Below are 13,449 nucleotides of genomic sequence, written 5' to 3' on the forward strand. Positions count from 1 at the left end.
TTGAAATGTAAAATTCGAAACACTCAAACCGGGTTGGAAAAAAGAAGGTGACCGATGGTCCGTGAAAACGGTTACGTGAAGTCGGGGAGCGGGCGTTTGGAGGTCAGATGGTACGGTCCGGATCCCGGCGAAGCCACCACGCTGGTGTTCCTGCACGAAGGACTGGGTTGCGCCGCCATGTGGCGCGATTTTCCTTCCGACCTGGCGGCAGCCACCGGTTGCGGCGCGCTGGTTTACAGCCGCCTGGGCTACGGCCGGTCCGATGCCTGTGACCTGCCAAGGCCCTTGCGTTTCATGCACCACGAAGGGCAGACCGTGCTGCCCGAACTGCTGGAAAAGACCGGGGTGAGGGATTGCATATTGATTGGGCACTCGGACGGCGGATCCATCGCCATCATTCACGCCGGCAACGGCCCTGAGGTGCGCCTGCGGGGGCTCGTCACCATGGCGGCCCACGTGTTCTGTGAATCCCTGACCATCCAGTCCATTCAGGCCGCCAGGAAAAATTACCTGGAGGGGGACCTGCGCGAGAAGCTGAAAAAATACCACGGCCGCAACGTTGACTGCGCCTTCTGGGGGTGGAACGATGCCTGGCTGCACCCCGATTTCAAAAAGTGGAATATCGAGGCGTTTCTTCCGGGTATCAACGCACCCCTGTTGGCCATTCAAGGAAAGGAGGATCCTTACGGGACGCCGGCACAGGTGGAAGCGATTGTGGGTCAGGCCGGCGGACCGGCAGACCCGCTGATGCTGGACGCCTGCGGCCACGCCCCCCACCGCGACCGCCCCAATGCCACCCTCCGGGCAATGAGCAATTTCATTCGAAAGATAAAAGCGTAATGATCATCGTGGATGATTATTGCAGTTTTATCTTTTTCACGCAGTGAAAGACACTTTTTAAATCAGAAACCGCTTGGGCATGTCGTGCTTTTGAAGATCCAACCGGTTTTCAATCTCGGCAGATTTTATTCGGGAAAATATCCAGGCGGATTCTGGTTTAAAAAGGCCAGAAGGCGTTGTCGTGCCAGATAGCCTCGGTGATTTCCCTGTCGATTTTGGCCAGGTATTCGAGGTGCCCGGTCTCCCATTCGGCCAGCCATGTATAAAGGGCTTTCTCTTCAGGCTCTGCGGTCTGTTCGGCCCTTTGTGAATACAGCTTTATGGCTCGCTCCTCCATACCCATGGCGGCGGATACGGCAGCGGATTCGAAGCTTGCGGCGGCGATGCCTGCCTTCAGTTCATCGGTCAGCACGGCGGCGGCGACCTGTTCCTGGCTGCCGTCCAGGGCGCGTGGTTGAAATCTGCCGGTTTTTTTATAGGCCTTGTACTGCTCGGAAAGCATTTCCACGTGGCTTCCTTCATCCGCGGCCATCCTGGTGAAAAAATCCTTCACGACCTGCTTTTCGGCGCCGTCGGCCGCTTTTTCGTAGAAGGCCTTGCCGCGGATTTCCAGCAGCAGGGCGCTTTTGAGAATTTCCAGGGGTTTTGATTCGGACATTTGACCTCCCTTTACGTGTCAGAAACCGTTCGTTCGGAACCGTCCATCTTTTCCGAACATGTCAAACACCGTTGCCGTTGTCAAACCCGATTGTATGCGAAGGCCCCGTTTAAATCAAATCTAAATTGAGCGCTCAATGTCGGGGCGAAGAAAAATGGTGCCCGGGAGTCCGATAGGGCACCTTCTGCTGTCTGTTCAACCGGGCGATTCATACAATAACCTGACAAATTAGCTCTGTTCTTGATAATTTTGTAGGGAACCATTATGAAAACTCTGATAAATCCGTCTTTGCCATGTCATGCTCTGAAAAATCGATCAAATTGTACGACAGGGTCTGGACCAAGCTGAAACAATGATGTTCAGGCAGGGAAAAGGATGATTACCGTATTTTCTGAAAAACATCACTTGCAGTTCGGCCAGTACGAACTGATCGACGGCAAGCTAGTGACTCCTTTCGAGTGCCCGCAGCGGATGGACGCCATCATGCAGCGAATCGCCGATGTAAATCTCGGCGACGTCATCGAACCGCAGGCGTTCGGCCTCGAGCCCGTTACCGGGATACACACGGAAGCGTTTGTGGAATTCATGCGCACCGCCCATGACAAGTGGCGGGAGCGCCACGGCGATTCCGATGCCCTGCCGATCTGCTGGCCCACGCGAACGCTGCGGCAAAAATGTCCCAAGGAGATCGACGGACTACTCAGCTACTACTCCTTCGATGCCGGGACGCCCATCACCGCCGGCACCTGGGGGGCGATCACCGCTTCGGTCGACGTTGCCTTGACAGGGGCAGATCTGATTCGCAGGGGGGAGTCCAGCGTGTTTTCCGCCTGCCGGCCGCCGGGGCACCACGCGTCGGCCGAGGTCTACGGCGGGTACTGCTTTTTCAACAACGCCGCCGTGGCCGTCCAGGCGCTTATCGACGGCGGGGCGGAGCGGGTGGCCCTTCTGGACATCGACTATCACCATGGCAACGGGAGCCAGGCAATTTTTTATGATCGGGACGATGTTCTCTATGTGTCCCTGCATGGCGACCCCCGTCAGGAGTTTCCCTTTTTCCTGGGATATGGCGACGAAACCGGCCGGGGTGCGGGCAGAGGCTTTACCTGCAACTACCCCATGCCCTGGGGGACGGAGTGGAAGGATTACGGCGAGGCCCTTGACAGGGGCCTCGCCCGGATCCGGGCGTTTTCTCCGGACATCCTTGTCGTTTCCCTGGGCGTGGACACGTTCGAAAAAGACCCCATTTCAAAATTCAAATTGAAAAGCGACCGGTTTCAAACCGTCGGGGAAAAGATCGCCAGAGAAACCGACCGCCCTTGTTTGTTCATTATGGAGGGCGGGTATGCCGTGGAGGAGATCGGCATCAATGTGGTCAATGTACTGACAGGCTACTTGAATGCCTGAAATTTGAAACGCTCAACTTAGGCGAAAGGAAACGAGCATCATGCCGGAAACGGAGACCGTCAAAATAGCCCTGGTGCAGATGCCCTGCTCGAAAGAGCGCGAGGAAAATTGCCGGAAAGCTTTCGAACAGGTGCAAAAGGCCGCGGATAAGGGGGCCGAAATCGTCTGCCTTCAAGAGCTGTTTTCAGGACAGTACTTTTGTCAAAAGGAGGAATTTTCACCTTTTGACGATGCGGAAGCAATCCCCGGACCGTTGACCGACAGGCTTTCATCCCTGGCGGCCGAGACAGGCGTGGTACTCATCGCTTCCGTGTTCGAGCAGCGGCGGCGGGGATTGTATCACAACACCACCGTCGTGTTCGAAACCGACGGGCGGCTTCTGGGAAAGTACAGAAAAATGCACATCCCCGACGATCCGGGATACTACGAAAAATTTTATTTCACACCGGGTGATCTGGGCTACGTGGTGTTCGAAACCAGCGTGGCCTCCGTCGGCGTGCTGGTTTGCTGGGACCAGTGGTTTCCAGAGGCCGCACGCATACTGGCCCTGAAAGGCGCACAGATCATTTTTTGCCCCACGGCCATCGGGTGGGCGCTTGGCGATCCATCCGAAACCAGCCGTCGGGCCGAGGAGAACCGCCGGGAACAATTGGCCGCCTGGATCGATATCCAACGCAGCCACGCCATCGCCAACGGCGTGTTCATTGCTGCTGTCAACCGTGTCGGCACCGAGGGCGGCATCGAATTCTGGGGCAACAGTTTCGTTTGCAATCCCATAGGCAGGATTACGGCTGCAGCCGATGCCTCGCCCGCAACGCTTTTAGACGACTGCGATTTGGGGCAGATAGACTACTATCGGCAGCGGTGGCCGCTGCTGCGGGACCGCCGCATCGAAACCTATGCGGAGATCATGCAGCGCTGTATCGACTGAAGGGGACTGCAGCACCTCCCACCGATGGCTCATTGAATTAGCGGACAGTAATCAGTAATTCCCACAGTGGTAGCGGGCATGATGGTTCCCAGGATTCTTTGCTGGATCCAGGCAGGAAAAACAAGGCATAAAGATCCGGCAACCTGGAAGGGTCAGGGCACCCCTTGCGACGTTGCCGCCGCCTTGTGCAGCAGGACCGTCAGGGGCAGCGTCGTAAGGGCCACCAGGCCCAGCACGATGGTTGCGGCTCCAAGCCCGAAAGTGTCGCCGAACATTCCGAGAGCCGGAGGGCACACGGCGGCAGCCGAGATGATGACCGTGTAAAAAAGGCCGAAAGCGCGTGGAACGTGGCTTGGAGAAACAAAATCGGCAACCGAACCGTAAAGCACCGACGAGGTTCCGTGCAGGGCAAGCCCCAGAAGCGGCAGGAATGGCAGCACCGCAGGCAGGGGCATGGCGTAAAGATAAAGGATTCCCAATCCGCTCAGCGCCTCGGTGGCGACGATGGAGGGGATGACGCCGATCCTTTCGGCCAAGACGCCGCAGAGAAACTTTCCCAGGGCACCGCCGATGTAAAGCAGGGCTAGGGCCAGACCGGCTTTTTCCATGGGCATGCTTTTCTCTATCAGCAAAAAGGGTAGAAAAGTGATCAGGGCCGCACGTACGGCCGTGTCTATGAATCCGATTCCGGATAAAAAAACGAAGGCCCTTTTGTTGATGATACCCCAACCACGGTTCCTGCACCGCTTGCCGCCGGGTTCGGTCTCTATTCCGCCGGCATGGCTGCTGCACAGCAGCCGGTAAAGGCATGCCGTCATAAGGAGGCCGAGGGCGCCGTAGCCGACGCACAGAGAACGCCAGTCGGTAACCATGAGCACAAACGCGGCCAAGGCCGGAAACAGAAACTTGCCCATGTCGCCGGTGAAGTTGTAGGTGCCCAAAACGATGCGTTGATTGCCGCGGGCATAGGCTTTGGAGATCATGGCGGCTGCCAGGGGGTGCTGGACGCCGGCCCCTAACCCACCTGCTACGAGAAGGGCGCCCAGGGCGTAAATATTGCCGGCAAAGCCGATCATGATGAAACAGGCGGCCGTGGCCACCGTCCCCAGGGTGAGCAGGATGCGTTCCCCATAGCGTTCCCCCAGAAAACCCGCAGGCACTTGAAAGAGCGCCGTGGCGCCTTCGAAGCAGGTGGTGACCAACCCCACCTGGGCGAGCGAAAGATCGAAGGCGATTTTCCAGAAAGGAAGCAGGACCGCCAGTCCGTCGGCGATGCTGTCGTGATAGACGTGGAAAAGGCCGCCGCTGATCAGCACGTTTCTCTGTCGGGATTTGGGTGTCGCCATGGTTGTGGTCTGTCAGTAAAATGGTTGATAAAAAATTACGGGTCTATAACCCCAAATAAGGCACAACGATTGCCGGGGCGGCATCACCCCTCGACCGGCAGGCTTTAACCTTGTTATTGGTTATAGGTCCGAAAAATTATACGCATAGCCGACTGCTATGTAGCGCAGGGATGTATCCCTGCCAAGGCATTTTCTATAGCGGTGGTCAGGTTTTAACAAGTTGGGCCGTGTTGCTTATACACGATTCAGGTTGCGGATAATCCAATTTATATCGGAACGAAGGTGTGGCAACCGGTATAAAGAAGCGGCTCTATGACCCCAAATAAGGCACAACGATTGCCGGGGCGGCATCACCCCTCGACCGGCAGGCTTTTACGTTGTTATTGGCTATAGGTCCGTAAAGAAATACTGGACCTGAAGGCGTCAATCCATTATACAGGTGTGCATACATTTGAACTGAGCCGCAACAGCGGATGCACGTCGCTGCGGAGAGTGTTTACCTCATCGTTGAAAAAAACTGAGGGTTTTAGAGTCAAGGTGCCTTACAGGGGATGCTATGCTGAGCAAAGATGATGTCAGACGACACGCCGCGTCTCTCGGTTTCGAGGATATCGGTTTTACCGGTGCGGAACCGTTTGACGATCAGAGGCGTATCCTTCAGGAAAGAATGGAGGGATATGCCTGGGCCTTGGAGATGGGTTTGGATCTTGTGGCCGGTACGGATCCCAGGAACATTCTGCCTGAGGCAAAAACGATAATTGTGCTGATGGAGGCCTATTTCCGGGAAGGGTTCCCGGCGGCCATGGAACGCCATTTCGGCAGATGCTACCTGGATGACGATCGTGTGCTCAAGGACCGTCTGGCGAGACGGATTAAATCCTTTCGTTCATTTTTGCGGGACAACGGCATCGACTCCAAGGTGCCCTTCAACCTCCCGCACCGGCTGGCGGCCGCAAGGGCCGGCATGGGGACCTTCGGAAAAAACTGCCTCTTTTATGCCAACAAGGTTGCCGGGCGCGGGTCCTGGGTGCTGCCGATTGCGGTGGTGGTTGACCAGGCCTTCGCGCCGGACGAGCCGACCATCGGTTTGGGGTGCCCCGACTGGTGCAGGAATGCCTGCATTACGGCCTGCCCCACCGGCGCCCTGAAAGGGTCGCGGCGCCTGGACCCACGCAAGTGCATCTCCTACCTGACCTACTACGGAAAAGGCATAACACCGCTTGAGCTGCGGGAACCGATGGGGCTTTGGGTGTACGGTTGCGACCGTTGCCAGAATGTCTGCCCCCGCAACGCAGCCTGGCTGGCCAGGAAACTGCCGCAAAACGCCAAGGTAGCCGCCATGCAGGGGGACTTTTCGCTTTCAAGGTTGCTGCATATGGATACCGCTTATTTTAATAAACTGATTTGGCCCCACATGTTCTACATGAACGCGAAGGAAATCTGGCGATGGCAGATGAATGCGGCCAGGGCGATGGGTAATTCGTTGGATGCCGGCTACCTGGTGGACCTGGAGCGGGCCGTCAGGGAAAATGCGGATGCCCGCGTTCGGGGCATGGCCGCCTGGGCCATGGGGCGCATCGGGGGAGCCGGGGCGAGAAAAGCGCTTGAAGGCTTTCTGCCGGAGGACGACCCGCAGGTGGAAAAAGAGATCATGCTGGCGCTCGACATGGTATGAAGGGAGGAACAACCCTCAGCGCTGGGGACAACCCAAACCGGATAAATCAAAATCTTTCGCAAAAAGGATGATTTCCATCTTATCATTGGAAGGGAATACGCCATGCAACACGAAGCCGTTCAGCTGCTGTCCGAATACCTGCAAATCGATACCACCAATCCGCCGGGGAATGAGCATAAAGGGGCGGCGTTTTTCAGCGAGATCTTCGAGAAGGAGGGGGTCGTCTGTCGACGGTACAAATCCGACCAGGGGCGAACCTCCCTCAGCGCGCGCATTCAGGGAAGCGGAGAAGAAGATCCCCTGATCCTGCTCAACCACATCGACGTGGTTCCGGCCGAAAAAGAGCAGTGGCATTTCGATCCTTTCGGCGGCGAAGTCAAAGACGGATTTGTCCACGGGCGGGGGGCGCTGGACATGAAGGGTCAGGGGATTATGGAATTGCTGGCTTTTTTAAGCGTTAAACGCAGCGGGAGGCAGCCGAACAGGGATCTTGTCTTTTTAGCGGTGGCGGACGAGGAATGCTCGGGCGTCAACGGGGCCGATTTTCTGCTGCAAAACCACCCCGACGATTTTACCGGCGGATTGGTTTTGAACGAAGGCGGCTTCGGGGTGAACAACCTGCTGCCGGATCGTCCCCTGTTTCTGATATCCACGGCCGAAAAAGCCTGCAACTGGATGGAAGTGAGTGCCCAGGGACCCCCCGGCCACGGCAGTGTTCCCCACGCGGACAACGCCCTGGAAAGGCTGATCAGGGGCTTGAACCGCCTGCAGGAAATGGAGAGTCCCATCATCATCACGGATACCGTCGCCGAATATTTCAGGCGGTTGGCGAACGTCTGGGACTTCTTGGAACCTTACAAGGCGGACGGCAAGCAGGACACGCTGATCAAGTGCCTTCTTGAAAGCGGTTTTTCAGAGGTGCCGCAGGTTTCGGCAATTCTCAGAAACACTGTCAGCACCAACGTGATAACGGCAGGTTCGAGCGTGAACGTCATACCCAGCCACGCGTCGGCCAAGTTGGACGTACGGCTGCTTCCCGGTCAGGACCCGGATGAATTCAGGGCCAGAGTCGTGGAGCGGTTGGGCGACGATCAACTTCAAACAACGTTTATCAACAAGGACCGCGCGTTGGCTTCCCCCTTCAACACACCGGCGTTCGAAGCTATAGAATCTGTATTCAGTCGTCATTTTCCGAGTGCCGTCGTGGCTCCTTCGGTTTTGTTCGGTTCTTCTGACTCGCGCTTTTTCCGGGAAAGGGGCATCACCAGCTACGGTGTCTTTCCGGTGCTCGTTGCCATGGAAGACATCCAGATGGTGCACGGCATCGACGAGAAAATATCGGTGGAAAACCTGGTTATGGGAACGGAATTTTTTACCGAGATTGTCGAGACGCTCTGCTGGTGAAGATGATAGATCCGTGTTTGAAGACCGGTGCAGCCGAGGCTTTCACGGCGACCCGCCGTTAATGCGGACAGGTACCGGTTATTCCCTGCAGGCCAGCATCGGGTACTTCACAAATGCGATGGAAGCGTCTTTGCCCTGCCGTTCTCTGGCCATGGCGATGGCGGATTCAACCGAGACGGCCGGTTCGAATCCGAGATGGCTGACCAGTTCAGGTTTCTGGGCCCCGGCGACGATCACGTGGCCAGCATGGCGCAGGCGCTTCAATGGGTGGGTGACCATGATGCCGTGCATGGGGTGAAAGCCGTGGCAGAAACGGTACTTGTAAATGTATTCCGGGCGGTTGGCAAAGTCGTCTTCAAAACGGTCGACAATCTGGTAAGGATCCCTGTAATGGGGCAGAATCCGATTCCATATCTCCCGGTGGGTCGGGTGATGATCATGGTTCCAGACATCGGGTACCGGGCTTGCCATAATGACCGTGCATCCCGGTTTTCCCATGGCTTCGATGACGCCGCCGAAATAACCGAGCCCGGTGGAAAGCATGGTGAGCATGGGGTTCATTATCGAAAAGGCGGCATAAGGACTCCAGTTGGGAATACCGTACAGGACGATGTCCGCCTTTTCCCCGATGATTTCCCTTCTGGGCTTGAGCTGCGACCGCATCAATTTCAGAGCCGCCTGCCGGCATTCATTGACACCCCCTGACCACACCTTGTGAACCTGCAAGGGGTTGGACAGGACCGTTTCCACTTTGTAAATCCTGTTTTTACCGAGTTTTTCTTCTATGAGCGCCCCCATTTCGTCGAGAATGGTGTGCATTTTGTTCTTGTTCATGGACATGGACATGCTGTCCGGAGTATGATGCCAGCGGATACAGCGGTATGAGGCCAGCCCCACGCAAATCGATTTCCAGCCCCCGTTGAAACCGCGCCACACCACCGTGTTGACATAAACGGTCAGGTCCGAATCTTCGATACACTTGTTGACTTCGACATCATAGCCATTGGGGGTCACACCGAGGTGCGTCAGGTTCCTGCCGTCTTCGGCGTCGTGACAGGTCAGGCGGTAGCCATACCGCTTCACAAGGTCTTCGCCGATGATTTTGGCCAACTCCATGCGGGTGAATTTCCGGTGAATCCCGCCGGCACTGACCAGCGTAATGTCCGCCGGCTTGACACCGCCTTTTTCGAGTTCCGCGATGACTTGTTTGATGGCGGGCTCCCAAACAGGGGCGAAGCAGGGCACCGTGGGGTCGTCGAAGGCGATGGTCACCTTGGCCCCGGGTTTGACCAGTTCGTGCAAAGGGGAACGACCCAGGGGGTTTTTAAGGGCGTTTCGGATCTCTCCTTCGATATCGTCGACCGGTTCGAGGGTTGTTGAGAGGCCCGGCGGGGCGCTGATCACATCCTCCGGAAGATTGACCGGGATCGTTTTGTCGCCAAAGATAATCTGCTCGTTCATCTTCAAACCCTCCCCTGTTTCAATTGGTAATGCCGAAAAGACGGCGTGCGTTAGCCGTTGTCGCGGCGGCCAGCGTTTCAATAGGTTCCTGCCTGACGTCCGCCAGCTTGAGGAGCACGGATTTAACAAAAGCCGGTTCATTGCGCCGGTTTTTGTTTTTTTGGGGCGCAGGGGTAAGATAAGGGGCATCGGTTTCAATCAGCAGACGGTTCAGGGGAATCCCGGGAACGAGTTCGCGCAGACGAGCTCCCCGGGCTTTGATGGTCACAATGCCGGTAATTCCGATGCAGAACCCCAAATCGAGGTAAGCTGACAGATCATCGGCGTCCCCGCTGAAACAGTGCACAACCCCTTTCCGTTCCGGGTTGGGATGGTTTGAGAGCAGTTCCAGAAATCTTCCACGGCTGTCGCGTTCATGAAAAATCAGCGGGATGCCCAATTGATCGGCTTCGATGAGCTGGCGCACAAACCACTTTTCCTGGTCTGCTTGCGGAGAATACATGCGGTTGAAGTCAAGCCCGATTTCGCCCCAGGCGCGCACTTCGACCGCTTGCGCCAGATGGCGCAAGCGACGGATCATGTCATCGCTGCAGCTTTGGGCATCGTGGGGGTGGACCCCCACCGAGGCGTATACACCGCTGTAGGACTGCGCCAGCTCCAGAGCCCTAAGAGAGCTTTTCAGATCGACGCCCACGGTCATCATCGATGTCACACCGGTTTTCCGAGCGTTCAGAATGGTGCTTTCCAGATCTCCTGCAAACGAGCGGTCGTCCAGGTGGCAATGGCTGTCAAACAGTTTCAATTGATTCATTGGAAACAGGCCTCAACTTGTAACCCATTTTTACAAGGGCGGTGATTGCTTGATCTTATCAACATCATTGGCTATTCGGCGTTTCTAATGTGAATAAATTAATTGTTTTTCACCATCGGGCCCTGTGATGGTGATGCAGAAAGAAACCATCGCCTTGTGAACATCCAATCCGCAACAAATAGGGTGCAAAACGGATACAATTTTGCTACTGTTTTTTTATGTCCTTGCTATCCTCCTTTATTTTACAAATTTTCATGCTCTGAGGTAGCGGATAGCTACGACATTTCAATATGATCCTTTGTTGTATGCTTCGTCGCGCGCTTGGGCATGAAAATTTAAGGAGAAAACGTTCGCATGTTAAAGCGCTTGAAGCATTGTCGTTAAAAGGGATCATCCGTATCTTGGTGCGTACCATTTCGGTTTAGTATTCACAATGTTTTATATTGCATTCATTATGAGTATATGATTATATCTCCTACCTTACAGATATAAAAAATATGGGGAAACAGATAAATAAAGGCAATAACCGGAGGTGAGCATGTTTAAAATTGTCAGACGCGAAGAGATGGCCGAGGGGACGGTCATATTGAACGAGATCGAAGCGCCGCTGATTGCCAAAAAAGCCAAACCGGGCCAATTCGTCATTCTAAAGGCCAATGAAACCGGTGAGCGTATTCCGCTGACCATGGCTGAGACGGATGTCGAAAAGGGCACCATCACCATTATCTATATGGTAGTCGGCAAATCGACAGCGCTTTTCAGGGACCTTAAGGTGGGAGATGGCTATCAGGACGTGATCGGGCCTTTGGGGAAAGCCACCCATCTGGAAAAGGTGGGCAAGGTGATCTGTGTAGGCGGCGGAACCGGTGTGGCCGTACTGCATCCCATCACCAGGGCACTTAAAGAGATCGGTAACGACGTTACCTGTATCATTGGTGCGCGGACCAAGGACCTTCTGATCCTGGAAGATCAGATGCGGGCCGCCTCCACCGATTTACGGGTATGTACTGACGACGGGACCTACGGGCATCATGGCTTTGTGACCGAGGTTATGAAGGAGGTGCTGGACAAGGGTGGCGTAAAACAGGTCGTGGCCATCGGTCCGGTTCCCATGATGAGGGCTGTCAGCAACATCACCAAAGAGTATGACGTGAAACTGCTCGTCAGCTTGAATCCAATCATGATTGACGGGACGGGCATGTGCGGCGGCTGCCGGGTAACCGTCGGCGGGAAAACCAAGTTCGCCTGTGTGGATGGCCCGGAATTCGACGGACACCAGGTCAACTTTGATGAATTGATGATGCGGCTGGGAGCGTATCTCGGAGATGAGAAAGAGAGCCACGAACACTACTGCAGAATCAGGGGTGAATGAAAACTTCTCATGTGTTTGGACGGCATATCATTCGAACCGGTGCAATAACGTCGGGTGCGTGCGGTGCTTTTTACAGCTGGCATGCATATTCAGGTGGAGGAAAAAATGGGAGAAGCGGTAGAAAAAAAACCAAAAAAGGAGAAGATTCCCAGGCAGTCCATGCCGGAACAGGAGCCCAAGGTCCGGGCCAGAAATTTCGACGAGGTACCCATGGGCCAGAGTCCCGAAGTGGCCATGAAGGAGGCGGCCAGATGCCTGCAGTGTAAAAAGCCTGCCTGCGTGGAAGGGTGCCCGGTGGGGGTCAACATCCCGGCCTTCATAAAAAAGATCAAAGAGGGCGATTTTACAGGCGCAATTACCGCCATCTGGGAAACCAATGCCCTTCCGGCGGTCTGCGGCCGTGTCTGCCCCCAGGAGCTTCAGTGTGAAGGCAATTGCATCCTCGGGAAAAAGGGAGATCCCGTGGCCATCGGGAACCTGGAGCGGTTTGCCGCCGATTATGAGCGCAAGCATAGAAAAGCCACCGCCCCCAAAAAAGCGGACCCCACCGGCAAGCGGGTTGCCGTGGTCGGTTCCGGTCCTTCGGGCCTGACCGTGGCCGGAGATCTGCTTCTCAAAGGACATGAAGTGACTATTTTCGAGGCCTTTCACAAGCCCGGCGGGGTGCTGGTATACGGTATTCCGGAATTCAGGCTGCCCAAGGAGATCGTGTTTTCCGAGGTGGCCGGCCTGGAGGAGCAGGGGGCTAAATTGGAGTGCAATGCCGTTGTCGGTCGATCCGTGACGGTGGATGAACTCTTCGAGGAAGGCTATGACGCCGTTTTCCTGGGCGTGGGCGCGGGCCTGCCCAGATTTTTAAACATACCCGGGGAAAACCTGATCGGCATCTTTTCGGCCAACGAATACCTCACCCGGTCCAATCTGATGAAGGCCTACCTGTTCCCCAAATACGACACGCCCGTCATTCGCGGTAAAAATGTCATCACCCTGGGGGCCGGCAACGTGGCCATGGACTCCGCCAGAACGGCACTACGGTTGGGAGCGGAAAGCTCGCGCATCGTTTACCGTCGCTCCAGGCAGGAAGTGCCGGCGCGGGCAGCGGAAGTGCATCATGCCGAGCAGGAGGGGGTTGAGTTTCATTTTCTGACGGCACCGACTAAATTTTTCGGCGACGACAAGGGCCGTGTTGTCGGTATGGAAGGGCTCAAGATGGAGCTGGGCGAACCCGATGCCTCGGGCAGACGGCGACCTATACCCATCGAAGGCTCAGAGTTCGAAATGGAATGCGACCTGGTCATCATTGCCGTGGGTGCCAACGCCAATCCGCTGCTGACCCGTTCCACCGAAGGGCTGGAATTGAACCAGTGGGGGTATATCATCACCGATGAGGCCACGGGTAAAACCTCTAAAAAGGGTGTCTGGGCCGGGGGCGACATCGTCACCGGGTCGGCCACCGTCATCCTGGCCATGGGAGCAGGGCGCCAGGCGGCCAACTCCATGCATGACTACCTGACATGGGGATGGTAAAATAATTTCGTCACGGG

The 13,449-nt window shown here is 55.8% G+C and carries 11 protein-coding genes; 7 read left to right on the forward strand and 4 right to left on the reverse strand.

Annotated elements, in window-relative coordinates; all coding sequences use genetic code 11:
- Window positions 1-54 precede the first annotated feature (54 nt).
- Window positions 55-840 carry an alpha/beta hydrolase gene (locus LJE94_00620; protein ID MCG6908607.1) on the forward strand — a complete coding sequence of 262 codons (786 nt, stop codon included), beginning with the start codon at window positions 55-57 and terminating at the stop codon, window positions 838-840.
- Window positions 841-997: 157 nt separating this feature from the next.
- On the opposite strand, the gene LJE94_00625 is transcribed toward LJE94_00620, so the two are convergent.
- Complete coding sequence (locus LJE94_00625) at window positions 998-1,498, reverse strand: ferritin family protein (GenBank protein ID MCG6908608.1); 501 nt, start codon at window positions 1,496-1,498, stop codon at window positions 998-1,000.
- Between the two features lie 375 nt (window positions 1,499-1,873).
- Between LJE94_00625 and LJE94_00630 the strand changes: the two genes are divergently transcribed.
- Window positions 1,874-2,905, forward strand: a complete 1,032-nt coding sequence (locus tag LJE94_00630; protein ID MCG6908609.1) for a histone deacetylase family protein — start codon at window positions 1,874-1,876, stop codon at window positions 2,903-2,905.
- 40 nt (window positions 2,906-2,945) lie between these two features.
- Window positions 2,946-3,836, forward strand: coding sequence for a carbon-nitrogen hydrolase (locus LJE94_00635; protein MCG6908610.1), 891 nt, complete (start codon window positions 2,946-2,948; stop codon window positions 3,834-3,836).
- A gap of 152 nt (window positions 3,837-3,988) precedes the next feature.
- Here the strand turns inward: LJE94_00635 and LJE94_00640 are convergent, their stop codons facing one another.
- The gene (locus LJE94_00640) at window positions 3,989-5,182 is read right to left on the reverse strand and encodes an MFS transporter (protein MCG6908611.1); all 1,194 of its coding nucleotides are present in this window, start codon (window positions 5,180-5,182) and stop codon (window positions 3,989-3,991) included.
- A gap of 556 nt (window positions 5,183-5,738) precedes the next feature.
- Here LJE94_00640 and LJE94_00645 point away from each other — a divergent pair.
- Window positions 5,739-6,857, forward strand: a complete 1,119-nt coding sequence (locus tag LJE94_00645; protein ID MCG6908612.1) for an epoxyqueuosine reductase — start codon at window positions 5,739-5,741, stop codon at window positions 6,855-6,857.
- Between the two features lie 102 nt (window positions 6,858-6,959).
- The gene (locus LJE94_00650; protein MCG6908613.1) at window positions 6,960-8,261 is read left to right on the forward strand and encodes a M20/M25/M40 family metallo-hydrolase; all 1,302 of its coding nucleotides are present in this window, start codon (window positions 6,960-6,962) and stop codon (window positions 8,259-8,261) included.
- A 78-nt stretch (window positions 8,262-8,339) separates the two neighbouring features.
- Here LJE94_00650 and LJE94_00655 read toward each other — a convergent pair whose 3' ends face one another.
- Together LJE94_00655 and LJE94_00660 are read right to left on the reverse strand one after the other, a co-directional pair.
- Window positions 8,340-9,722, reverse strand: a complete 1,383-nt coding sequence (locus LJE94_00655) for a lactate racemase domain-containing protein (protein ID MCG6908614.1) — start codon at window positions 9,720-9,722, stop codon at window positions 8,340-8,342.
- 19 nt (window positions 9,723-9,741) lie between these two features.
- The gene (locus LJE94_00660; GenBank protein ID MCG6908615.1) at window positions 9,742-10,533 is read right to left on the reverse strand and encodes a TatD family hydrolase; all 792 of its coding nucleotides are present in this window, start codon (window positions 10,531-10,533) and stop codon (window positions 9,742-9,744) included.
- Window positions 10,534-11,071: 538 nt separating this feature from the next.
- Between LJE94_00660 and LJE94_00665 the strand changes: the two genes are divergently transcribed.
- Together LJE94_00665 and gltA are read left to right on the forward strand one after the other, a co-directional pair.
- Window positions 11,072-11,905: a sulfide/dihydroorotate dehydrogenase-like FAD/NAD-binding protein gene (locus LJE94_00665; protein ID MCG6908616.1), complete on the forward strand. Its 834-nt coding sequence runs from the start codon at window positions 11,072-11,074 to the stop codon at window positions 11,903-11,905.
- A 105-nt stretch (window positions 11,906-12,010) separates the two neighbouring features.
- A complete protein-coding gene (gltA, locus tag LJE94_00670) occupies window positions 12,011-13,432 on the forward strand; it encodes an NADPH-dependent glutamate synthase (protein MCG6908617.1) in 1,422 nt (473 codons plus the stop codon).
- The last annotated feature ends 17 nt before the right edge of the window (window positions 13,433-13,449 follow it).

The sequence above is a fragment of the Deltaproteobacteria bacterium genome, assembly GCA_022340465.1.
Taxonomy (GTDB): domain Bacteria; phylum Desulfobacterota; class Desulfobacteria; order Desulfobacterales; family B30-G6; genus JAJDNW01.